Here is a 22,265-nt window from a genome sequence, read left to right on the forward strand (position 1 = left end):
GCCAAGCGTCGCGTTGTCCTGGGTCTGATCGTGGCTGAAGTGGTCAAGCAATTCGACCTCAAGCCTGACGAAGCCCGCGTTCGTGAAATGATTCAGGAAATGGCTTCGGCTTACCAAGAGCCTGAGCAGGTTGTGTCCTGGTACTACAAGAACGACCAGCAACTGAACGAAGTCCGTTCGGTTGTGCTGGAAGAACAAGTTGTGGATACTGTTCTGCAGAAGGCTAACGTGACCGACAAATCGGTCTCTTACGAAGAAGCAGTCAAGCCGGTAGAAGCTCCACAAGCCGACTGATCGTTTTTGCGGTAAGAAGTACACACCATAAGCCAGCCTTCGTGCTGGCTTATGCGTATTCAAGACATAACTATTTGGGAGTGACTGCAGAGCATGTTCCGTAATTCGTATATTCAGCAGAACTCTGATATCCAGGCCGCAGGCGGCCTGGTCCCGATGGTTGTCGAGCAGTCTGCTCGTGGCGAGCGCGCCTATGACATCTACTCGCGCCTTCTCAAGGAGCGAGTGATCTTTCTGGTTGGTCCGGTAGAGGACTACATGGCCAACCTGATCTGTGCGCAACTGCTGTTCCTTGAAGCGGAAAACCCGGACAAGGACATCCATCTCTATATCAACTCCCCGGGCGGTTCGGTGACGGCTGGCATGTCGATCTATGACACCATGCAGTTCATCAAGCCAAACGTGTCGACCACCTGTATCGGTCAAGCGTGCAGCATGGGTGCGTTTCTACTGACGGCCGGTGCCCCCGGCAAGCGTTACTGCCTGCCGAACTCGCGTGTGATGATTCACCAGCCACTGGGCGGTTTCCAGGGCCAGGCTTCGGATATCGAAATCCATGCCAAGGAAATCCTCTTCATTCGTGAGCGTCTCAACACGCTGATGGCCAAGCATAGCGGGCACACTCTTGAAGAAATCGAGCGCGATACCAACCGCGATAATTTCATGAGTGCAGAAGCAGCGCGTGAATACGGGTTGATCGATGAAGTGATCAGCCAGCGCCCCGCTTAAAATAAGCAGCTCAAAATAGGGTTGGTCGGCGCGTCCGATCACCAGCGGGCTTGAAAAAGCCCGCAATAGCCTTCATCTTGTGTTGCAAGCCTATCGGATTTGGATCGAACGAATGACTGACACCCGCAACGGCGAGGACAACGGCAAGCTGCTTTATTGCTCCTTCTTTAGCTGCGACGAGTGCGTTGACCTGTGCAATGACATCATCCGTGAGGAGGTGCAGGAAGCCCAGGCCGAAAGCAGCGCGCATAAATTGCCTTCGCCTAAAGAAATCAGCGGCATCCTTGATCAGTACGTGATTGGTCAGGAGCGTGCGAAAAAGGTTCTGGCCGTAGCGGTGTACAACCACTACAAGCGCCTGAACCAGCGTGACAAAAAGAATGACGATGTCGAACTCGGCAAGAGCAACATCTTGCTGATCGGCCCGACAGGCTCGGGTAAAACCCTGCTTGCCGAAACACTGGCCCGCTTGCTGAACGTTCCGTTCACCATCGCCGACGCAACCACCCTCACCGAGGCAGGTTACGTGGGTGAAGATGTCGAAAACATCATTCAGAAGCTGCTGCAGAAGTGCGATTACGACGTAGAAAAGGCCCAAATGGGCATTGTCTACATCGATGAGATCGACAAGATCTCGCGCAAGTCTGACAACCCGTCGATCACCCGGGACGTTTCCGGTGAAGGCGTGCAGCAGGCCCTGCTCAAGTTGATCGAAGGCACGGTCGCTTCCGTTCCGCCTCAAGGTGGACGCAAGCATCCGCAGCAGGAATTCCTTCAGGTCGACACCCGTAACATCCTGTTCATCTGTGGTGGTGCGTTCTCCGGTCTGGAAAAGGTTATTCAAAACCGTTCCACCAAGGGCGGCATCGGTTTCAACGCGGAAGTGCGCAGCAAGGAAGAAGGCAAGAAAGTCGGTGAGTCCCTGCGTGAAGTCGAGCCTGACGATCTGGTCAAGTTCGGCCTGATCCCGGAATTCGTCGGTCGTCTGCCGGTACTTGCCACGCTGGACGAGCTTGATGAGGCTGCGCTGATGCAGATTCTCACCGAGCCGAAAAATGCTCTGACCAAACAGTATGCCAAGCTGTTCGAGATGGAAGGTGTGGACCTGGAATTCCGGGCCGACGCTCTGAAATCGGTCGCCAAACGTGCCCTGGAACGCAAAACCGGTGCCCGTGGACTGCGTTCGATTCTCGAAGGTGTATTGCTCGACACTATGTATGAAATTCCCTCGCAGTCCGAGGTGAGTAAAGTAGTGATCGACGAAAGCGTTATAGAAGGCAAGTCCAAGCCACTGTATATCTACGAAAACAGTGAGCCGGCTGCCAAGGCAGCGCCAGACGCCTAAGCGTCACGCTGCTGGAATAAAGAAGGGGCCTTCGGGCCCCTTTGCTTTTTGCGCGTTTTAACACCTTCTTTAAGCTTGTTTTTTTTGAAGGTAGCCCCCATCTTGGTTTCAAGCTCACTTCCATCTGTTTACGGCCTTATGGCCGCCGTAGAGGCGAAATCATGAAGACAACCATCGAATTGCCTCTCCTGCCATTGCGTGATGTTGTGGTTTATCCGCACATGGTTATCCCGCTGTTCGTGGGGCGCGAGAAATCCATCGAAGCCCTCGAGGCAGCGATGACGGGCGACAAGCAGATCCTTCTGCTGGCTCAGAGAAACCCTGCTGACGACGATCCCGGTGAAGATGCACTTTATCGCGTAGGTACCATTGCTACCGTTCTACAGCTGCTCAAGCTGCCGGACGGCACGGTCAAGGTTTTGGTTGAAGGTGAGCAGCGGGGCGCCGTTGAGCGTTTCATCGAAGTGGACGGCCACTGCCGTGCCGAAGTCTCATTGATCGACGAAGTCGACGCGCCAGAGCGCGAGTCGGAAGTTTTCGTACGCAGCCTGCTGGCTCAGTTCGAACAATATGTTCAGCTGGGCAAGAAAGTCCCGGCTGAAGTCCTGTCGTCGCTCAACAGCATCGACGAACCAGGCCGCCTGGTCGACACCATGGCCGCACACATGGCCCTGAAGATCGAGCAGAAGCAGGAAATCCTCGAAATCATCGATTTGTCGGCCCGGGTCGAGCACGTTCTGGCGTTGCTGGATGCCGAGATCGACCTGCTGCAAGTCGAAAAACGCATTCGTGGTCGCGTCAAAAAACAAATGGAGCGCAGCCAGCGCGAGTACTACCTGAATGAGCAGATGAAGGCCATTCAGAAAGAGCTCGGCGACAGCGACGAAGGTCACAACGAAATCGAAGAGCTGAAAAAGCGCATCGATGCCGCCGGTCTGCCGAAAGACGCCTTGGCCAAAGCCCAGGGTGAACTGAACAAGTTAAAACAAATGTCGCCAATGTCTGCGGAAGCGACCGTGGTGCGCTCGTATATTGACTGGCTGGTTCAGGTGCCGTGGAAGGCACAGAGCAAAGTGCGTCTGGATCTTGCGCGCGCAGAAGACATTCTCGATGCAGACCACTATGGTCTGGAAGAAGTCAAAGAGCGGATCCTCGAATACCTCGCCGTGCAAAAACGCGTGAAGAAAATTCGTGGTCCGGTGTTGTGCCTGGTCGGTCCTCCAGGGGTGGGTAAAACCTCTCTGGCGGAGTCGATTGCTCACGCCACCAACCGGAAATTCGTGCGCATGGCCCTCGGCGGTGTGCGTGATGAAGCGGAAATTCGTGGTCATCGCCGTACTTATATCGGTTCGATGCCAGGAAGATTGATTCAAAAGATGACGAAAGTGGGCGTCCGCAACCCGCTGTTCCTGCTCGATGAAATCGACAAAATGGGCAGCGACATGCGTGGCGATCCGGCGTCGGCGTTGCTGGAAGTGCTCGACCCTGAGCAGAACCACAACTTCAACGATCACTATCTGGAAGTCGACTACGACCTGTCCGATGTGATGTTCCTTTGCACTTCGAACTCCATGAACATTCCACCCGCCTTGCTGGACCGGATGGAAGTGATTCGTCTGCCGGGTTACACCGAAGACGAAAAGATCAACATCGCCGTCAAATACCTTTCGCCAAAGCAGATTACTGCCAATGGTTTGAAAAAAGGCGAGCTGGAATTCGACGCCGAAGCGATCCGCGACATCATCCGCTACTACACCCGCGAAGCCGGCGTACGTGGGCTGGAGCGCCAGATTGCCAAGGTTTGCCGCAAGGCGGTCAAAGAGCATGCAATGGAAAAACGCTTCTCGGTGAAGGTCACTGCCGAGATGCTGGAACACTTCCTGGGCGTGCGCAAATTCCGCTACGGTCTGGCCGAATCGCAGGATCAGATCGGTCAGGTCACCGGGCTGGCGTGGACTCAGGTGGGTGGCGAATTGCTGACTATCGAAGCCGCAGTCGTACCGGGTAAAGGCCAGTTGATCAAAACAGGTTCTTTGGGTGACGTCATGGTCGAATCGATCACTGCGGCCCTGACCGTTGTTCGCAGTCGCGCGAAGAGCCTGGGAATTCCCCTGGACTTCCACGAGAAGCGCGACACGCATATCCACATGCCGGAAGGGGCGACCCCGAAGGACGGCCCTAGCGCCGGTGTGGGCATGTGCACGGCTCTGGTGTCGGCATTGACCGGGATCCCTGTGCGCGCGGACGTCGCCATGACTGGCGAAATTACGCTGCGTGGTCAGGTGCTGGCGATTGGCGGTTTGAAAGAAAAACTGCTCGCTGCTCACCGTGGCGGAATCAAGACCGTTATCATTCCTGAAGAGAACGTACGCGATCTGAAGGAAATTCCTGACAATATCAAGCAAGATCTGCAGATTAAACCCGTTAAATGGATTGACGAGGTCCTGCAAATTGCGCTGCAATACGCGCCGGAGCCCTTGCCAGATGTAGCTCCAGAGATAGTTGCAAAGGATGAAAAACGCGAGTCTGACTCTAAGGAAAGAATTAGCACGCATTAGTACGCATTTGCCTGGGTGGCTTGTTGACAGCTTTTTAGAGCCCTTGTTATAAAGCGGCTCTTAAGTGTCTGTAGGCCATTCAGCACTCGTTTTTGCTTTCACCAAAAAACTTAGAATCATACTCAAATAGATATAAGGGGACTTAGAGTGAACAAGTCGGAACTGATTGATGATATCTCTGCATCAGCTGATAACCAGAAAGCTGCTGCTGTCTGGCCGTGCGCTGGACGCTGTAATCGAATCCGTCACTGGCGCTCTCAAGGCTGGCGACTCTGTTGTTCTGGTTGGTTTCGGTACTTTCTCCGTAACTGATCGTCCAGCTCGCATTGGTCGTAACCCACAGACCGGTAAGACGCTGGAAATCGCAGCTGCTAAAAAACCAGGTTTCAAAGCCGGTAAAGCACTGAAAGAAGCTGTCAACTAAGTTCGATTCAGGTTTTTGCCTATCCGGGTCGGGGTCATGCCTGACCTGGCAGCGGAGCGGTAGTCCAGTCGGCGAGTCGCCGATCCGTGACGCCGAGGCTCGCAAGTTCGAGTCATCGGTCCGCTCCGCCAGTTACGAGAAGGCGCATCCTCGGATGCGCCTTTCTTCTATCCGGATTCTACCCACGCTCCACGGTTGCCTAATTTTGAAGTTCAACCGTTTCTGGGGGACGCATGCTGCAGAATATCAGGGACAATTCACAAGGCTGGATTGCCAAGACTATTATCGGGATCATCGTTGTACTGATGGCGTTCACCGGTATCGAGGCCATTTTCCAAGCGACGACCAACAGCCAGGACGCGGCCAAGGTCAATGGCGAAGAAATCAGCCAGAACGAGCTGAGCCAGGCGGTCGATATGCAACGCCGTCAGCTCATGCAACAGCTGGGCAAGGATTTCGATGCTTCCTTGCTCGACGAAAAAATGCTGCGCGAATCGGCCCTCAAAGGCTTGATCGATCGCAAGCTGCTGCTTCAAGGCGCAGAAGATTCGAAATTCGCCTTTTCCGAAGCTGCTTTGGACCAGGTGATCCTGCAAACGCCTGAATTCCAGGTTGATGGCAAGTTCAGCGCCGAGCGATTCGACCAGGTTATTCGCCAACTCGGCTACAGCCGCATGCAATTCCGCCAGATGCTGGCTCAGGAAATGCTGATCGGTCAGCTGCGCGCTGGTATGGCAGGTAGTGGTTTCGTCACCGACGCACAGGTTCTGGCATTCGCCCGTCTGGAAAAACAGACCCGCGATTTCGCGTCGCTGAACGTCAAGGCTGACCCGGCGGCTGTGAAGCTGACCGACGATGAAGTCAAAGCCTACTACGACGAACACGCCAAGGAATTCATGACGCCGGATCAGGTGGTCATTGATTACCTCGAGTTGAAGAAGGCTTCCTTCTTTGATCAGGTCAGCGTCAAGGACGAAGACCTGCAAGCGGCGTATCAGAAAGAAACCGCGAACCTGTCGGAACAACGCCGGGCCGCGCACATTCTGATCGAAGTGAACGACAAAGTGACTGAAGCGCAAGCCAAGGCCAAGATCGAGGAGATCCAGGCACGTCTGGCAAAAGGCGAGAAGTTCGAAGCCCTGGCCAAGGAGTTCTCCCAGGATCCTGGTTCGGCGAACAACGGCGGTGACCTCGGCTATGCCGGTCCTGGTGTCTACGATCCAGCCTTCGAAACAGCGCTGTATGCGCTGGCCAAGGATCAGGTCTCGGCACCGGTCCGCACCGACTTCGGTTTTCACCTGATCAAGCTGTTGGGTGTCGAAGCTCCTGAAGTGCCGACGCTCGCCAGCCTGAAAGACAAGCTGACCCGTGAACTGAAAACCCAGCAGGTCGAGCAGCGTTTCGTCGAGGCGACCAAGCAACTGGAAGACTCGTCGTTCGAAGCCTCCGATCTGGCTCAGCCGGCGCAGGACCTGAAGCTCACTGTTCATACGTCCAAACCGTTCGGCCGTGAAGGTGGCGAAGGTGTTGCGGCCAACCGTGCCGTGATCACTGCTGCGTTCAGCCCTGAAGTGCTGGATGAGGGTGCCAACAGCACCGCCATCGAGCTCGATCCGGAAACCGTGATCGTGCTGCGCGCCAAGGAGCACCTGAAGCCTGCGCAACTGCCGCTGGAAAGCGTAGCTGCAAGTATTCGCGTGCAATTGGCCAAGGAGCACGCCAGTGCTGCCGCCAAGACCAAGGCTGAAGAGCTGATTGTCAGCCTGCGCGATGGCAAGACTCCGCTGGACAAGGCGATCGACGGTCAGAGCTGGAAAGTGACCCAGGCAGCTACTCGTGGCCAGGAAGGGGTTGACCCAACCGTGCTGCAGGCGCTGTTCCGCATGCCGAAGCCCGCCGCCAAGGACAAGCCGACCTTCAGCAGCGTGACCCTGGCCGATGGTAGCCTGGTGATTGTGCGTCTGAACGGCGTGAACGAAGCTGCTGCGCCGACCGAAGAAGAGAAGGCTCAATACCGTCGCTTCCTCGCTTCGCGCATTGGCCAGCAAGACTTTGCGGCCTACCGCAAACTGCTGGAAAGCCAGGCTGAGATCAAACGCTTCTGATGCCTGACTGAGTTTTGCGCTACACAAAGACCCCGGCCGAAAGGCTGGGGTTTTTTATGGGTGAAACGAAAGCAGTGCGGGTTACCTGTCGCCTGAGTATTTACCGTGCGACTTTTTCCTGTAAATGACAGTCAGTAGACTTGTAACTGTTTTAAGACACTAATCGATACTCCGCTAAGCATCGATCTGTTGCACAATACGCCCCGGACCGTTTTCCTCAGGATGTTCAATGTTTAAATCATTTCCCATGCGTGTTGCAGGGCTGGCGTTGGTGCTGGCCGCCGCGGCCGGCTGCTCGTCGAAGAAAGCCCCTATCTATGAGCATGAGAATTTCGATGACTCCGGAACGTTTTCGCGCAGCTACCCGGTGACGGATGCGCAGACGTGCGAAGCCGCCCGTCGGGCGTTGCTCAGCCAGGGCTACATCATCACCAGCTCCGACCCGAAACTGGTCAGCGGACACAAAAGCTTCCAGCAGACCGGCGAGAGCCACTTGGAGATCAGCTTCAGTGTGGTCTGTGCCGATGACGGCAGTGAGGGGCTCCACGCGACCATGTTCGCCAACGCCCTGCAGGACCGTTATGCGCTGAAGAAGACCAACAACTCCGCCAGCGTTGGCGTAGGCGTGCTGGGTTCTGTGTCGATGCCGATCGGCTCGTCCGACGACTCGATGGTCAAGGTTGCCAGCGAAACCGTATCGTCGCCCAAGTTCTACGAGCGTTTTTTCACCCTGGTCGAGTTGTTCCTGCCGCCGGAAGCGAAAAAGGCCGCGCACATCAAGGAGAAGCCGAAACCCGAGCTCGGCGTGCCTGAAGCCAAGGCCGCACCGGCTCCGTTGGCGCCGACCCCGGCACCTGCGGCAGAACCTGCGCCGGCGCCTGCCGAAGCTGCTCCAGCTGCCTCTGAGCCGGTTGCACCGCCGCCTGAAGCCGCTCCGATTGCTCCGGCCGAGAACGCCCAGCCGGCATCGACCACGGAAACGGTCACTCCGCCGCCCCAATCAAGCCTGCCTCCACCCACCGAGCCTATTTCGGCCATTCCTGTATCAGGCCAGTAATCGTGCTCTGACGCTGCGGGATCAGGTCAGACGAAACCGATCCCGCAGCGGCGCTTTTAAATTGATCCGCGTCAACCCAGGCCGTTGTCCTACGGCCTGTATCGAAAAAATCCTGTGATAAATTCCTGACGGCCTGCTACGTTTTATTAAGTAGCCGCTGAGCGGCGTGCCCGCGTCATTTTTCTTTCACGTGGGCACTTTATGCTCGGGGCGCTGGTCATTTATTCAGACGTTTTTTTCAACGAGCTGTGGGGGATTCAAAATGGACGATTATCAAGAAGAGCTGCTCGAGTATCAGGCGTTTGAACTGGACCCGCTGGAACCGGCCGAAGACGCTACCGAGCTGTAAGCGTCAAGCGGATTGGCGATGACTGCGGCGAAACTCGCCGGGAGTCTGGCCGCTCCAGCGTTTGAAGGCTCGTTGAAAGGCTTCGGCTGAGGCAAAGCCCAGCAGGTAGGCGATTTCTCCGAACGCCAGTTCGGTATCGCGGATGTAGGTCATGGCCAGGTCGCGACGCGTGTCATTGAGGATCGCGCGAAACTGCGTGCCTTCCTCGGCGAGTTTGCGGCGCAAGGTCCAGGTCGGCAGCTTCAGGCGTGCCGCCACTTCTTCCAGGTCGGGTTCCCGGCCACCATTGAGCAATGGCCCCAGTAACTGAGTGATGCGTTCACGCAGGCTGCGGGTGCGTGTCAGTTGCTCCAGTTCCCGCTCACACAGTTGCAGCAAGTGTCGCCAGGTGCTCGGGCAGTGTTCCGGGTTGCGCTGGGCGAGGCTGACAAGGCTCAAGCGCAGTTGATTGTGCTCGCAGCCAAACTGGATCGGGCAGTCGCCCAGCACGTCATAAGCCGTTCGGTAATCCGGCTCATCAAACTCGATATCGACGCGTTCGGCCTGCAACGGGGCAGGGCTGACGCTGGACAATTGCTGCAACCAGCCAGCGATGATCGAATCCACCACGAAGCGGTTGTAGGCGTTGTAAGGGCTGATGGAATAAAACCGCAGCCAGGCGCCTTGGGCGTCTTCGTGAAAGCTCGATTGGCCGCGATAGTTGGAGCCATACAAGGCTTCGAAGCGAATCAGGCACCGCGCGGCTTCTCGCACCGTTGGCGCCTGAGCGGCCGTGACCCCGGCAAGGCCGACCTGGCTCAAGCGACTGAGCTGACCCATGCGCAAGCCAAGTGCCGGGTTGTCGGTCAGTTGAATGGCGCTGTGGCCCAGGCGCATGTAACGCGGGATCGAGAGCCGGGCGCCCGCTTCGCTAAGGCGAGCCGCGTCGAGGCCGTATTGTTCGAGCAACGGCTGAGGGTCTACACCGTGGCTGCGCACGGCGTCGGCCAGGCTATGAACAAAGCCCACCGACAGATCGCCGAGGCGCATCGGCAACGGTTTCATCGGTTACAACCAGAGGTTCAGCAAACGCGCACCACGGGCATTGCCGTCGGCGAACTGCTGCCCGTTGCTGCTGAGAAAGCTTTGACCGGCGCTGCCCTGATCCCAGAACTGACCGCGCAGGAACACGCTCATGCCGGCGATTGCCTGGCTGCTGGGCGGTTGAGCGGTGAGTGTCAGACGATGCCAGGCCTGGCCTTCGCTGAGTTCCCCGGCCTTGAGACTGACCGAGCCAGGCGTAGACAGCCCCTTGTAACCGCGCCACGGTTTGTCCCAGGTGCCGCGCCCGACCACAAACGCCGGGACCGCGACGAACTGCGCACCCTGGTCGTCGAGCTTGCGGTAATTGTCCGGGTACCAGCTGTCGCTGCCGATCAGCACGCCCAGGCGTCCGGCCGGGGTGTCGACGACGTTGAGCGTATGCTCACCATTGGCGGCGATGACTTCATGTTCATCGAAAATCGGGTGCATCTGGCGCTGGGGTTGGCCGATCGGCAAGCCATCGCGACCGAACACCACGCTGCTGTTGTACAACGCGCCGCGGCCGATTTTCAGGGTGCCGTCGATGATGCTGGGCTCGGGTAGCACGATGGAGCCCGCCACCAACGTCACGTGGAACTCTTTCGCCAGACCACCAAACAGCGCCTGGTAGTCCTTGGCCATGCCTTTGGCCTTCATGCGCAGGTGCGCGTCGTCCAGACGTTTGTCGCCCTTGGCGCTGATCAGTGCGCGGACGAACTTCAGTGGGTTGCTGACCGCCAGCCAGTTCATGGCCTCCTTGAGCGTGGTCGCCTGGTACAGCTCATCTTTCTCGCCGCTGACCATCAACCAGGTGCCGATATGTTCGGGCAGGACGACGATGGTTTTTTCATTCAGCAGGCCCTGGTCCTGGGCCTTCTGCAAATAAGCCGCCAGCTTGCGGTGCAGGCGTTCGGAGCTTTGATAGTCGGTGGGAAACAGCTCGGGCTGGATGCCCAGCAAATTGCCGCGATCAGCGGGTATGCCTTGGTCGACCGCGAGGTTGATACGCAGGTCCGACAGGTAATGACCCACCGGACGGTCCGCGGCCCACATGGCGTAGGTCGTAAGGGCGGCAATCAATGCCATGGAGAAGGTCAGGTACAGAAGTTTGCGCATGGGAAAACAGTCAACGGCCGTGTGCAGGATTCGCGACTAGGGTAGGGCGCATGCCGGCACTTGCCAAGGGGCGCTGCACATTTGGATCAATAAGTTGTCAGTTACGGTCATTGAGTGGCGGCGGCGCGACTCTTAGTCTGTCCAACATGACTGACGGGGGCCGAAGAGCTCCTGCACTTTTTCCGTGATCGCTCGATGTGGAGTTACCGATGGCCGCCGCTCATTACCCGCACCTGTTGGCCCCGCTGGACCTGGGTTTTACCACGCTGCGCAATCGTACCCTGATGGGTTCGATGCACACCGGTCTTGAGGAAAAGCCCGGCGGTTTCGAGCGCATGGCGGCGTACTTCGCCGAACGTGCCTTGGGCGGCGTTGGCCTGATGGTCACTGGCGGTATTGGCCCGAACGACGAGGGCGGGGTGTACTCCGGCGCAGCCAAACTGACCACCGAGGAAGAAGCGCTCAAGCACCGGATCGTCACCCGCGCGGTGCATGAGGCGGGCGGCAAGATCTGCATGCAGATCCTTCACGCCGGGCGTTATGCCTACAGCCCGAAACAGGTCGCGCCGAGCGCCATTCAGGCGCCGATCAACCCGTTCAAGCCAAAAGAGCTGGACGAGGAAGGCATCGAGAAGCAGATCAGCGATTTCGTCACCTGTTCGACCTTGGCGCAACAGGCCGAGTACGACGGCGTCGAGATCATGGGTTCCGAAGGTTATTTCATTAACCAGTTTCTCGCCGCCCATACCAACCACCGTACTGACCGCTGGGGCGGCAGCTACGAAAACCGCATGCGCCTGCCGGTGGAAATTGTCCGCCGGGTGCGTGAAGCGGTAGGCCCGAATTTCATTATTATCTTCCGCCTATCGATGCTCGATCTGGTGGAGGGCGGCAGCAGCTGGGAAGAAATCGTGACGCTGGCCAAGGCCATCGAGCAGGCCGGTGCGACCATCATCAACACCGGCATCGGCTGGCACGAAGCGCGGATTCCGACCATCGCCACCAAAGTGCCGCGCGGCGCGTTCAGCAAGGTCACGGCCAAGCTGCGTGGCTCGGTGAGCATTCCGCTGATCACCACCAACCGTATCAACACCCCGGAAGTGGCCGAGCAGATTCTGGCCGAAGGCGATGCCGACATGGTCTCCATGGCGCGGCCGTTCCTCGCCGACCCGGACTTCGTCAACAAGGCCGCGGCCGGCCGTGCCGATGAAATCAACACCTGCATCGGTTGCAACCAGGCCTGCCTGGATCATACCTTCGGCGGCAAGTTGACCAGTTGCCTGGTGAACCCGCGCGCCTGTCATGAAACCGAACTCAACTACCTGCCGGTGCAGCAGATCAAGAAAATCGCGGTGGTCGGTGCCGGTCCTGCGGGTTTGTCCGCGGCGACCGTGGCCGCCGAGCGCGGGCATCAGGTGACACTGTTTGATTCGGCCAGCGAAATTGGCGGCCAGTTCAACATCGCCAAGCGTGTGCCGGGCAAGGAAGAGTTTTTCGAAACCCTGCGCTACTTCAACCGCAAACTGCAGACCACTAACGTCGACGTGTGCCTGAACACCCGCGTCGATGTCGCACAACTGGTAGAAGGCGGCTACGACGAGATCATTCTCGCCACCGGCATCGCGCCAAGAACCCCGGCGATTCCGGGCGTCGAGAACGCCAAGGTGCTGAGCTACCTGGACGTGATCCTTGAGCGCAAACCGGTGGGCAAGCGCGTCGCGGTGATCGGTGCCGGTGGTATCGGATTCGATGTCTCGGAGTTCCTGGTTCACCAGGGCGTGGCCACCAGCCAGAATCGCGAGGCGTTCTGGAAGGAGTGGGGCATCGATACGCATCTGCAAGCGCGCGGCGGTGTCGCCGGCATCAAGGCTGAACCTCACGCACCGGCTCGTGAAGTGTTCCTGCTGCAACGCAAGAAATCCAAGGTCGGCGATGGCCTTGGTAAAACCACCGGCTGGATTCACCGCACCGGTCTGAAAAACAAGCAGGTACAGATGCTCAACAGCGTCGAGTACCTGAAGATCGACGACGAAGGTTTGCACATCCGCATCGGCGAAACCGGCGAGCCACAAGTGCTGCCAGTGGACAACATCGTGATCTGCGCCGGGCAGGACCCGCTGCGCGAATTGCAGGAGGGGCTGGTGGCGGCCGGACAGAACGTGCATTTGATTGGCGGCGCGGATGTGGCGGCTGAATTGGATGCGAAGCGCGCGATCAACCAAGGGTCGCGACTGGCGGCTGAACTCTAAAACTCACACGTCCTGTAGCAGCTGGCGCAGCCTGCGTCCGGCTGCGCAGCAGTCGTAAAATCGGCCGCCGCGGTGATTCAGGTAAACGGGGATGGGAGGATTGACGACTGCTGCGCAGCCGGACGCAGGCTGCGCCAGCTGCTACAAGGTTTGCGTTGGCTGATAGACTGGCGTCTTTTATGTCTGCGCAGAGCCGATGCTTTCTCCTCCAGCCAACTGGCTACCTATTCCCCTGCCAGAACCCCTTCATCTCGGCTGGCTGACCAACGCTGGCATCGAAGTCGCGATCCTGCGCCTCGACCAGATCGACCCTCTGATCAGTGGCAACAAGTGGTTCAAACTCATCGAGCATCTGAAATCCGCTGACCAGATAAGTGCCAAAGGCATCATCAGTCTCGGCGGTGCCCACTCCAATCATCTGCATGCACTGGCGGCGGCGGGTAAACGTTTTGGTTTTCGCACTGTTGGCCTGCTGCGCGGTCATCCGCAAGAAACGCCAACGGTAAAAGACTTGCAGGCGTTCGGCATGCAGTTGCATTGGCTGGGTTATGGCGGTTATCGAGCGCGGCACGAGCCGGGTTTCTGGTTGCCATGGCAGGCGCAGTATCCCGATCTGCATCCGGTGCCGGAAGGTGGCGGCGGTTTACAGGGAGCCAAGGGATGTCTGCAGTTGAGGACAATGGTCAGCGAGCAGTTGAACGGTCTGGGCTGGAGTGACTACGACGGTTGGTGGCTGGCCTGTGGAACGGGCACGACCCTGGCCGGCCTGGTGCTGGCCGAAGCAGGTGAACACCCGGTGTATGGCGCGCTGGCGGTGCCGGACGATCATGGTGTGGCGCAGCAAGTCGAATCAATTGTGCAAGAGGCGGGTTTACACAATCGCGCTTATGAATTGTTCGACGCCAGCCGTGGCGGCTTTGCCAAAGTCGATCCGCTGTTGCTCGAATTCATCGAGCAGACCGAACAGGCCAGCGGCATTCCCCTCGAACCGCTGTACACCGGCAAAGCCCTGTTGGCGCTCAAGCAGCAAGTAGAAGCGGGAAGATTCGAAAAGGGCACGCGCCTGATCTTCGTCCATACCGGCGGTTTGCAGGGCCGCCGAGGATTTCGATAAGTACGCCATCCCTGTAGCAGTCGGCGAAGCCTGCTGCTACAGGGCTGTGTTCAACCACGCTTGGGCATCATCCGCAGCAAGGTGTTATCGCCCACTACATAGTGGTGATAAATCCCCGCCACGGCGTGCAGGCCGATCAGCCAGTATCCAATGGTGCCGCCGAGTTCATGCCAACCCTCAAGCTGCTTGGCCAACGCCTTGTCCTCCGCGACCAGCAACGGCAGGTCGAAGCCGTAGAACATCACTTGGTGACCCTTGGCGCTTGTGACCAGCCAGCCCAGAATCGGCATGGCGATCATGAAAATGTACAGCGCCCAGTGCATCAGTTTGGCCAGCACGGTCTGCCAGTGCGGGGAGGCCGGGAAGATTTGCGGTGCGGGTCCCAAGCTGCGAGCGAACAACCGCAGCCAAACCAATACGAACACCGTCAAGCCGAGCATGAAGTGCGTTTCGACGATCAACGTCCGGCCGCCACTGCCTTTGGGAAAGATCCCGCGAAATTCGATACAGGCGTAAACCAGCGCCAGCAGGACCAACATCAACCAATGCAGGGCGATCGATACGGTGCTGTAGCGTGAGTCGGAATTCTTCCAGGGCATACGGTGTTCCTCACAGGTCAGGTCGAGCCACCGTTCTTGTTCGACGGTGTGCTTTAACTGTAATCCGCTTTGGTGGATTTGCCTGTGGCTATTTGGGCGTTCAATGCTCTAGATCAGGAGGTTGGCCACAAAAAAGCGCCAGTTCGGTTAAGGACTGGCGCTTTTTTTTGAGGTGATAGGTGCAATCAGTGGGTTTGCGGCATCTCACCATTGGCCAGGCGCTTATTGATATCAGCGATCACTTCCGGCAAATCGGTGATGGTGTCGATCATGTAGTGCGGCCGCGAGCCTTCGAACATCCCGTGGATGCGCTTGCGTTCGCTGGCCAGTTGGTCGCTGCCGAGGGCGCGGTAACCTTCGTAGTCCAGGCCCAGCGCGTTCCCCGAGCAAATCAGCGCCACGGTCCACATGCCGGCGCGACGACCTTCAAGAATGCCCGGCACGGTGTCGTCGATCTTCACGCAGGCTGCGACATCATCGATCCCGAGGGCGATCACGTTGGCCAGCGCCTGGGCCGGCCATGGACGGCCGTTGGGCACTTCGTCGGTGGCGACCACGTGGTCGGCGACGTAACCGTTGGTGGCGGCCAGCTCGACAACTTTGTCCATGACCTGTTTTGGATAGCCGGAGCAGGAACCAATCTTGATCCCTTGCTGGCGCAGATTGGCGATGGTGTCCAATGCGCCCGGAATCAGCGCCGAATGCTCGGCGATTTTCTCGATTTGCAGTGGCATGAAGCGTTTGTAGATGGCGGTGACGTCGTCGTCGGTCGGCGTACGGCCGAACACGGCGCGATAACGTTCGGCCACTTCCGGCTGATCGCACAGGGTGCGGATGTGGTCCCACTTGCCCATGCCCATCGGGCCGCGGGCTTCTTCGATGGAAACCTGGACGTCGAACTCGGCGAAGGCTTCGACAAAAATCTGTGTCGGCGCGAAGGAGCCGAAATCGACCACGGTGCCGGCCCAGTCGAGGATGGCGGCTTGCAGCTTGGTTGGGTTTGCGTAGTTCATGTCTCAAATCCTGTATTGAAGAATGATGAGCCCTGTAGCAGCTGTCGAGCCCCAGCGACGCTGCGTTCGGCTGCGAAGCAGTCGTGAATCCTGGCGATGCGGTCCACCTGAAACACCGAGGTGGATGGTTTTACGACTGCTTCGCAGCCGAACGCAGCCTCGCACGCTCGGCAGCTGCTACAGATCGTGGTGAATCAGATTTCCAGCACTTCCATCTCGCGCAGCACTTCGGCGACCGCTGCCACGGCTGCGTGCATCTCGTCCTGGTTGACGTGGCCGATGCAGCCGACGCGGAAGGTTTCGACCTGGGTCAATTTGCCGGGGTAAAGGATGAAACCCTTGGTCTTGACACGTTCGTAGAACTCCTTGAACTGGTAACGCGGGTCTTTCGGCGCGTGGAAAGTGACAATGATCGGCGCTTGAATAGCGGCGGGCAGGAAACTGCGCAGCCCCAATTTGGCCATGTCATCGAGCAGCACCTGGCAGTTGTTGGCGTAGCGCTGATGCCGGGCGGGCAAACCACCTTCTTCGTTGTATTGCAGCAGGGCTTCGTGCAGCGCGGCGACCACGTGGGTCGGCGGGGTGAAGCGCCATTGGCCGGTCTTGGCCATGTAGGTGTGCTGATCGAAAAGATCCATCGCCAGCGAGTGCGAGTTACCGGCGGCATTGGCCAGTGCTTCTTTGCGAGCGAAGACAAAGCCCATTCCCGGTACACCTTCCAGGCATTTGCCCGAGGCGGCGATCAGCGCGTCGAACGGCACCTGTTGCGCATCGATCGGCAAGGCGCCAAAGGAGCTCATGGCGTCGATGAGCAGGCGTTTGCCGTGTTGCGCGATGACGTGGGCGATTTCCGGCAGCGGGTTGAGGATCCCGGTGCTGGTTTCGCAGTGAATCAGCGCGACGTGGGTGATGCTGGCGTCGGCGCGCAGCAGGCGGTCGACGTCGGCAGCAGTGGTCGGTTCGTCTTCGGCGGTTTCAAAGGTGCTGAAGGAGCGGCCGAGCACTTCGCAGATTTTCGCCAGGCGTTTGCCGTAGGCGCCGTTGATCAGCACCATGACTTTGCCGTCGCGAGGCACCAGCGTGCCGATCGCCGCTTCGACCGCGAACGTGCCGCTGCCTTGCAGGGGCACGCAGTGGTGACTGTCGCCGCCGTTGATGATCGCCAGCAGTTGTTCGCACAGGCTGGCGGTCAGTTGATTGAAGCGGTCATCCCATGAACCCCAGTCGACCATCATCGCCTGACGGGTGCGGGTCGATGTGGTCAGTGGGCCGGGGGTGAGCAGGGTAGGTTCGGCAGTACTCATTCTCGTGTCCTCGCAATCGATGGGATGAAGCTACGGGGCTTAAATTGCAATTTGCCGTGCTATCAATCAAATTGTTTGTTGTTATGCCAGCCATCAGTGAGGGTTATTCATGAACCTGTTCCAGCTCCGCGCATTCGATGCGGTGGCCCGCGAGGGCAGCTTCACCCGGGCCGCCGCGCGACTGTTCATCAGCCAACCGGCGGTCACCGGCCACATCAAGGCGCTGGAGGAGCACTACCAGATCACCTTGTTGCGGCGCACCGCGCGACGAGTGGAGCTGACGGAAGAGGGCACCAAACTGGCCGCGATCACCCGGGCAATGTTCGGTCTGGCCGAAGAGGCGCAGGTGATGCTCGAGGCCAACCGGCAGTTGCTGACGGGGCGTCTGGAGGTTGCGGCGGATGGGCCGCACATGGTCATGCCTATGCTCGCCAGCCTGCGCGCGCGCTATCCCGGCATTACCGTGAACCTGCGGTTGGGCAATGCTCAGGAAACCCTGGCGGCGTTGTTGTCGGAGCATGCCGACGTCGCGGTACTGACTGAGGTCGAACCGCGCAAAGGCTTGCATCTGCAAGGTTTAAGCGAGTCACGAATTTGTGCCTTGGTGCCTGAGGGGCATCCATGGGCGCAGATGTCGAAGGGCGTGCCGCTCAAGGCGCTGGATCAAGTGATCATGGTGTTGCGCGAGCCAAGCTCGATCACCCGGCGCACCTTCGACGAGGCCTGCGCGACGGCGTTGGTCAATCCACGGGTGTTATTGGAGCTGGACAGTCGCGAGGCGGTGACCGAAGCCGTCGCCGCAGAGTTGGGGGTTGGCGTGGTGTCATCGGTGGAGGTTAGCCACGACCCGAGGGTGGCGGCGGTGCCGATTCTTGGTGAAGGGTTGGTTAATCGGCACATGATTGGCTGCATGGAGCGGCGGCGGGATTTGCGCTTGATACAGGCGTTTTTCGAGTTGGCGCCCGCCTTGTAACCGAGGTGCGCCCATCGCGAGCAAGCTCGCTCCCACATTGGATCTCCAGCGTTCACAAAATCCCTGTGGGAGCGGGCTTGCTCGCGAAGGGGCCGGACCTGTTTACACCAAACTCTCGCGAACCATCTCCAGAAACGTCGCCACCACCCGCCGCGAACTCTGCTCGCGCAAGCACACCAGCGTCTCGGTCAATCGTCGTTTGCAGTCGGTAATCGGCAACGCGCAAACCCTCGAATCTGCACCGAACTCGGCGGCCGATACAACACCAACGCCAATCCCCACGACCACCGCCTCACGCGCCGCTTCCCGACCTTCAACCTGAATCGCCGGGCGGATGCGAAAGCCTGCCTGAGCCATTTCTTCTTCCAGCGTTTGCCGAGTCACCGAACCGATTTCCCGCAGCACCAAAGGCGTGTCATCGAGGTCCGCGAGGCAAATCGATTCACGGTCGGCCCACGGATGATGGCGGGAAACGAACGCCACCATCGGGTCGTTGCGCAGCGGCAACGAGATCAGACGTTCGTCACTCACCTCCCGGCCCAGCAACGCCAGGTCGGCCTGATAGTTGAACAGCCGAAACAGCGATTCATCGGTGTTGCCGGTTTCGATCTTCACGCTGATGCCGGGGTAGCGCTCACAAAAGCGAGCAATCTGCGGCAACACATGCACTGGCGCATCCACCGCGAGAATCAGGCTGCCGGTCTGCAAGGCCCTGGAGTCATGCAAGAGCTCCTGCGCCTCGGCCTCGATGACGAACAGCCGCTGAGTAATGCTCAGCAACCGCTCGCCCAGATCGGTCAGCCGGACAGAACGTTTGTTGCGGTGGAATAGCAGCACACCGAAACGCTCTTCGAGCTTGCGCACTTGGTCGGAAATCGCCGGTTGCGTGAGGAATAGCCGCTCGGCGGCTTTGGTGAAGCTTCCGTGCACGGCCACGGCGTGGAAGGCTTTGAGCTGGGCGTGGGAAACCGACACCGAAACCTCCAGTAACAAGCTGAGCTTATATTGGAAATACGATAAATCGATTTCACTTATTAATCAGTAATTGTTTTTATCGACCTCAGCCCCGGTGACTGGTCAGTCAAACAGCGTCGGCGGCCATGAGCCTGTGCGTGCAACAGCAGGACTCACCTGACCGATATCGCCTCAGGGAAGCGGCGATATCGAAGTGCTCAACAATAAAAAAACAGGCGTTATTTCTCAATTTCTGCCGGCACACTCACACCCTGAGGTCAGAACCACAATGAACAAGCACATCGGCACTATCAAGCGTTGGCGCGTGCAGATCTTCGCGATCACCTGGCTCGCTTACGCCGCGTTCTACTTCACCCGCAAAGCTTTTTCCGTGGCAAAACTGGGGATCGCCGAAGACCCCACCTTCATGCTCGACAAAATGGCCATGGCCAACCTCGACGCCATCTACCTCACGGCTTACGCCATCGGGCAATTCACCTGGGGCATTCTGGCCGACCGTTTTGGCCCAAGGGTCGTAGTGTTTGGCGGGTTGCTGATTTCAGCGGCAGCAGCCTTGGTGATGGGCAGTTTTGCGACGTTGCCAATCTTCGCCACCTGCATGTTGATTCAAGGGTTTGCTCAGTCCACCGGCTGGTCCGGGCTGTGCAAGAACCTCGGTAGCTTCTTTCCCTCTGAACAGCGCGGGCGGGTGCTGGGGTTGTGGAGTTCCTGCTACGCCTTCGGTGGGTTGGTGGCTTCGCCGTTCGCAGGCTGGTGGGCGTATACGCTGATCGGCACCTGGCATGCGGCGTTCTTTTCCAGTGCGGCGGTGGTTGGGCTGGTCGCCGTGCTGTTTTTTATTTTTCAGCGCAACAAACCCGAAGACGTTGGCTTGCCGGCGGTGGAACCGGAACCACAACTGACGGCGCAAGAGGCCGACGCGCAAAGCAAGATCAGCGTGCTGGAACCGTTAAAAGAAATTCTGCGCAACCGCACCGTGCTGGTTCTGGGCCTCGCGTACTTTCTGCTGAAGCCGGCGCGCTACGCGATTCTGCTCTGGGGACCGGTGATCGTCTTCGAGCAGATGCCCTCGGTGGGCAAGGTCGGCGCGGCAATCATTCCGACCGCGTTTGAACTGGCCGGGTTGCTCGGGCCAATTATGCTGGGTTTGGCCTCGGACAAACTGTTCGGCGCCCGACGCATGCCGGCGTGTGTGCTCAGCCTGTTGGCGTTGACCGTGACCCTGGCCTTGTTCATGGGCGCCCTGCAAACCGGCAGCGTGATGCTGGTGGTGGCGCTGCTGTTTGTCATGGGCCTGACCCTGTACGGACCGGACTCGATGATCAGCGGCGCGGCCGCGATCGATTTCGGCACCGCCAAGGCGGGCGCCACAGCCGCCGGTTTCGTCAACGGTTGCGGCTCGGTCGGGGCGATTCTCGGCGGCTTGCTGCCGGGCTACTTCGACTCGGTCACCGTGTTCATCGTCTTCGCTGGCTGCGCATTGTTTTCGGCCCTGGTGCTGATCCCGCACTGGAACAGCCGCCCGGCTGGCCTGCGTGCCGAAAGCGTTTTCGTGCCCAACCAACCGATCACCGTAAAACCTCTGCGTACTTAAGGATTGACCCATGAGACCTTTCTGGCTGGAACAGGCGCTGGCGGCCGAGTCCTGCGCGCCATGCGAACCCTTGGCGGGCGACACCCGCGCCGACGTCTGCATCGTCGGCGGCGGCTACACCGGGTTGTGGACCGGGATCATGCTCAAGGAACAGAACCCCGAACTGGATGTGCTGCTGATCGAGGCCGATATCTGCGGCGCCGGCGCCAGTGGCCGCAACGGTGGTTGTGCACTGTCGTGGTCGGCCAAGTACTTCACCCTTGAACGGCTGTTCGGCGTCGAAGAAGCTGTGCGATTGGTCAAGGAATCGGAGCGCAGCATCCATGCCATCGGCGCCTTTTGCGAGCAGTACGCGGTGGACGCCGATTACCGCCTCGACGGGACGCTCTACACCGCCACCAACCGTGCCCAATGCGGCTCGACCGATGCCGTGATCGCGGCGCTGGAGCGCAATGGCATCAACTCTTTCACTCAACGGCCGGTGGCCGATGTGCAACGCATGGCCGGTTCCAGCAAACATCTGGAAGGCTGGTTTTCCCCGGCGGCGGCAAGCGTGCAACCGGGAAAACTGGTGCGCGGCTTGCGCCGGGTCGCCTTGCAACTCGGGGTGAGGATTCATGAGCACACCACCATGACCGGGTTGCAGGAGGGCAAGCCTGCGGGGATACAAACCCCGAATGGCACCGTCCGTGCGGATCGGGTGGTGCTGGCGATGAACGCGTGGATGGCCCGGGCGTTTCCACAGTTCGAGCGCAGTGTGGCGATCGTTTCCAGCGACATGCTGATCACCGAACCGCGACCCGATCTGCTTAACGAGATCGGTTTGACCAGCGGCGTCACCGTGCTCGATTCGCGGATTTTCGTGCACTACTACCACAACACCCCGGACGGCCGAATCATGCTCGGCAAGGGCGGCAACACCTTTGCTTACGGCGGGCGAATGTTGCCGGTGTTCGATCAGCCATCGCCCTATGCCGGTTTGTTGCAGCACAGCCTGAGCGAGTTCTTTCCGGCGTTCGCCCAGGTCAAGGTCGAGGCGACCTGGAACGGTCCGTCTGATCGCTCCGTCACCGGTTTGCCGTTCTTCGGCCAGATGAGCGCCAGTGGCAACGTGTTTTATGGTTTCGGATATTCCGGCAGCGGGGTTGGCCCGTGTCATATGGGCGGGCAGATTCTCGCCTCGATGGTCCAGGGACTGGACAACGCCTGGACCCGCTCGCCTCTGGTCAACGGCCCCTTGGGCTTGTTTCCGCCGGAACCGATTCGTTACCTCGGCTCATTGATGGTGCGCAACGCCATTCGCCGCAAGGAGCGCGCCGAGGATCACGGGCGCCGGCCACGGCATCTGGATGTGCGTCTGGCGAAGTTCGCGGCGGCGGCAGGCAAGGCCGACAAGGGCTGAGTG

The 22,265-nt window shown here is 58.9% G+C and carries 16 protein-coding genes and 2 pseudogenes; 12 read left to right on the forward strand and 6 right to left on the reverse strand.

Annotation, left to right across the window (positions count from 1 at the left end; translation table 11 throughout):
* The 7 genes and pseudogenes from ACIQU2_RS13510 to ACIQU2_RS13540 form a co-directional block, all read left to right on the forward strand.
* A pseudogene (locus tag ACIQU2_RS13510) lies at window positions 1–294 on the forward strand (trigger factor); the annotation flags it as partial.
* A gap of 93 nt (window positions 295–387) precedes the next feature.
* Entirely contained in the window at window positions 388–1,023 is a 636-nt protein-coding gene (clpP, locus tag ACIQU2_RS13515; RefSeq protein WP_046047575.1) for an ATP-dependent Clp endopeptidase proteolytic subunit ClpP, read from the forward strand.
* Window positions 1,024–1,135: 112 nt separating this feature from the next.
* On the forward strand, window positions 1,136–2,368 hold the full coding sequence (gene clpX / locus ACIQU2_RS13520) for an ATP-dependent Clp protease ATP-binding subunit ClpX (RefSeq protein WP_403141371.1): 1,233 nt from the start codon (window positions 1,136–1,138) through the stop codon (window positions 2,366–2,368).
* A gap of 161 nt (window positions 2,369–2,529) precedes the next feature.
* Window positions 2,530–4,926: an endopeptidase La gene (gene lon, locus ACIQU2_RS13525; RefSeq protein WP_347804371.1), complete on the forward strand. Its 2,397-nt coding sequence runs from the start codon at window positions 2,530–2,532 to the stop codon at window positions 4,924–4,926.
* Window positions 4,927–5,073: 147 nt separating this feature from the next.
* A pseudogene (locus ACIQU2_RS13530) lies at window positions 5,074–5,350 on the forward strand (HU family DNA-binding protein).
* A gap of 233 nt (window positions 5,351–5,583) precedes the next feature.
* On the forward strand, window positions 5,584–7,455 hold the full coding sequence (locus tag ACIQU2_RS13535) for a SurA N-terminal domain-containing protein (protein WP_403141374.1): 1,872 nt from the start codon (window positions 5,584–5,586) through the stop codon (window positions 7,453–7,455).
* Window positions 7,456–7,684: 229 nt separating this feature from the next.
* Complete coding sequence (locus ACIQU2_RS13540; RefSeq protein WP_403141377.1) at window positions 7,685–8,512, forward strand: DUF2242 domain-containing protein; 828 nt, start codon at window positions 7,685–7,687, stop codon at window positions 8,510–8,512.
* 352 nt (window positions 8,513–8,864) lie between these two features.
* Here the strand turns inward: ACIQU2_RS13540 and ACIQU2_RS13545 are convergent, their stop codons facing one another.
* On the reverse strand, window positions 8,865–9,905 hold the full coding sequence (locus ACIQU2_RS13545) for an AraC family transcriptional regulator (protein ID WP_347804376.1): 1,041 nt from the start codon (window positions 9,903–9,905) through the stop codon (window positions 8,865–8,867).
* A 3-nt stretch (window positions 9,906–9,908) separates the two neighbouring features.
* Window positions 9,909–11,039 (reverse strand): nitrilase-related carbon-nitrogen hydrolase, encoded by a 1,131-nt coding sequence (locus ACIQU2_RS13550; protein ID WP_403141380.1) that lies wholly within the window; start codon window positions 11,037–11,039, stop codon window positions 9,909–9,911.
* A 209-nt stretch (window positions 11,040–11,248) separates the two neighbouring features.
* Between ACIQU2_RS13550 and ACIQU2_RS13555 the strand changes: the two genes are divergently transcribed.
* Together ACIQU2_RS13555 and ACIQU2_RS13560 are read left to right on the forward strand one after the other, a co-directional pair.
* The gene (locus tag ACIQU2_RS13555) at window positions 11,249–13,288 is read left to right on the forward strand and encodes an FAD-dependent oxidoreductase (RefSeq protein ID WP_403141384.1); all 2,040 of its coding nucleotides are present in this window, start codon (window positions 11,249–11,251) and stop codon (window positions 13,286–13,288) included.
* 196 nt (window positions 13,289–13,484) lie between these two features.
* Window positions 13,485–14,402 (forward strand): 1-aminocyclopropane-1-carboxylate deaminase/D-cysteine desulfhydrase, encoded by a 918-nt coding sequence (locus ACIQU2_RS13560; protein WP_403141386.1) that lies wholly within the window; start codon window positions 13,485–13,487, stop codon window positions 14,400–14,402.
* A 50-nt stretch (window positions 14,403–14,452) separates the two neighbouring features.
* On the opposite strand, the gene ACIQU2_RS13565 is transcribed toward ACIQU2_RS13560, so the two are convergent.
* The 3 genes from ACIQU2_RS13565 to ACIQU2_RS13575 all read right to left on the reverse strand — a co-directional run bounded on the left by ACIQU2_RS13565 (window position 14,453) and on the right by ACIQU2_RS13575 (window position 17,318).
* Entirely contained in the window at window positions 14,453–15,001 is a 549-nt protein-coding gene (locus tag ACIQU2_RS13565; protein ID WP_403141390.1) for a cytochrome b, read from the reverse strand.
* Window positions 15,002–15,186: 185 nt separating this feature from the next.
* A complete protein-coding gene (gene phnX, locus ACIQU2_RS13570) occupies window positions 15,187–16,014 on the reverse strand; it encodes a phosphonoacetaldehyde hydrolase (protein ID WP_403141393.1) in 828 nt (275 codons plus the stop codon).
* 194 nt (window positions 16,015–16,208) lie between these two features.
* Complete coding sequence (locus tag ACIQU2_RS13575; protein WP_403141395.1) at window positions 16,209–17,318, reverse strand: 2-aminoethylphosphonate--pyruvate transaminase; 1,110 nt, start codon at window positions 17,316–17,318, stop codon at window positions 16,209–16,211.
* Window positions 17,319–17,427: 109 nt separating this feature from the next.
* Here ACIQU2_RS13575 and ACIQU2_RS13580 point away from each other — a divergent pair, with 109 nt between their 5' ends.
* Entirely contained in the window at window positions 17,428–18,291 is an 864-nt protein-coding gene (locus ACIQU2_RS13580; RefSeq protein WP_347804383.1) for a LysR substrate-binding domain-containing protein, read from the forward strand.
* A 102-nt stretch (window positions 18,292–18,393) separates the two neighbouring features.
* On the opposite strand, the gene ACIQU2_RS13585 is transcribed toward ACIQU2_RS13580, so the two are convergent.
* A complete protein-coding gene (locus ACIQU2_RS13585; RefSeq protein ID WP_149629348.1) occupies window positions 18,394–19,266 on the reverse strand; it encodes a LysR family transcriptional regulator in 873 nt (290 codons plus the stop codon).
* A 268-nt stretch (window positions 19,267–19,534) separates the two neighbouring features.
* Between ACIQU2_RS13585 and ACIQU2_RS13590 the strand changes: the two genes are divergently transcribed.
* Both ACIQU2_RS13590 and ACIQU2_RS13595 read left to right on the forward strand, forming a co-directional pair.
* On the forward strand, window positions 19,535–20,860 hold the full coding sequence (locus tag ACIQU2_RS13590; RefSeq protein ID WP_347804384.1) for an MFS transporter: 1,326 nt from the start codon (window positions 19,535–19,537) through the stop codon (window positions 20,858–20,860).
* Window positions 20,861–20,870: 10 nt separating this feature from the next.
* Window positions 20,871–22,262, forward strand: coding sequence for an FAD-dependent oxidoreductase (locus ACIQU2_RS13595; RefSeq protein ID WP_403141402.1), 1,392 nt, complete (start codon window positions 20,871–20,873; stop codon window positions 22,260–22,262).
* The last annotated feature ends 3 nt before the right edge of the window (window positions 22,263–22,265 follow it).

This window comes from Pseudomonas sp. NPDC098740 (assembly GCF_044760065.1).
In the GTDB taxonomy this organism is placed as follows: Bacteria; Pseudomonadota; Gammaproteobacteria; order Pseudomonadales; family Pseudomonadaceae; genus Aquipseudomonas; species Aquipseudomonas rossensis.

Bases quoted from the DNA above. Each gene is read 5' to 3' on its own strand.
- clpP (WP_046047575.1), top strand. From the start codon at position 388: ATGTTCCGTAATTCGTATATTCAGCAGAACTCTGATATCCAGGCCGCA.
- clpX (WP_403141371.1), top strand. From the start codon at position 1,136: ATGACTGACACCCGCAACGGCGAGGACAACGGCAAGCTGCTTTATTGC.
- lon (WP_347804371.1), top strand. From the start codon at position 2,530: ATGAAGACAACCATCGAATTGCCTCTCCTGCCATTGCGTGATGTTGTG.
- ACIQU2_RS13535 (WP_403141374.1), top strand. From the start codon at position 5,584: ATGCTGCAGAATATCAGGGACAATTCACAAGGCTGGATTGCCAAGACT.
- ACIQU2_RS13540 (WP_403141377.1), top strand. From the start codon at position 7,685: ATGTTTAAATCATTTCCCATGCGTGTTGCAGGGCTGGCGTTGGTGCTG.
- ACIQU2_RS13545 (WP_347804376.1), bottom strand. From the start codon at position 9,905: ATGAAACCGTTGCCGATGCGCCTCGGCGATCTGTCGGTGGGCTTTGTT.
- ACIQU2_RS13550 (WP_403141380.1), bottom strand. From the start codon at position 11,039: ATGCGCAAACTTCTGTACCTGACCTTCTCCATGGCATTGATTGCCGCC.
- ACIQU2_RS13555 (WP_403141384.1), top strand. From the start codon at position 11,249: ATGGCCGCCGCTCATTACCCGCACCTGTTGGCCCCGCTGGACCTGGGT.
- ACIQU2_RS13560 (WP_403141386.1), top strand. From the start codon at position 13,485: ATGCTTTCTCCTCCAGCCAACTGGCTACCTATTCCCCTGCCAGAACCC.
- ACIQU2_RS13565 (WP_403141390.1), bottom strand. From the start codon at position 15,001: ATGCCCTGGAAGAATTCCGACTCACGCTACAGCACCGTATCGATCGCC.
- phnX (WP_403141393.1), bottom strand. From the start codon at position 16,014: ATGAACTACGCAAACCCAACCAAGCTGCAAGCCGCCATCCTCGACTGG.
- ACIQU2_RS13575 (WP_403141395.1), bottom strand. From the start codon at position 17,318: ATGAGTACTGCCGAACCTACCCTGCTCACCCCCGGCCCACTGACCACA.
- ACIQU2_RS13580 (WP_347804383.1), top strand. From the start codon at position 17,428: ATGAACCTGTTCCAGCTCCGCGCATTCGATGCGGTGGCCCGCGAGGGC.
- ACIQU2_RS13590 (WP_347804384.1), top strand. From the start codon at position 19,535: ATGAACAAGCACATCGGCACTATCAAGCGTTGGCGCGTGCAGATCTTC.
- ACIQU2_RS13595 (WP_403141402.1), top strand. From the start codon at position 20,871: ATGAGACCTTTCTGGCTGGAACAGGCGCTGGCGGCCGAGTCCTGCGCG.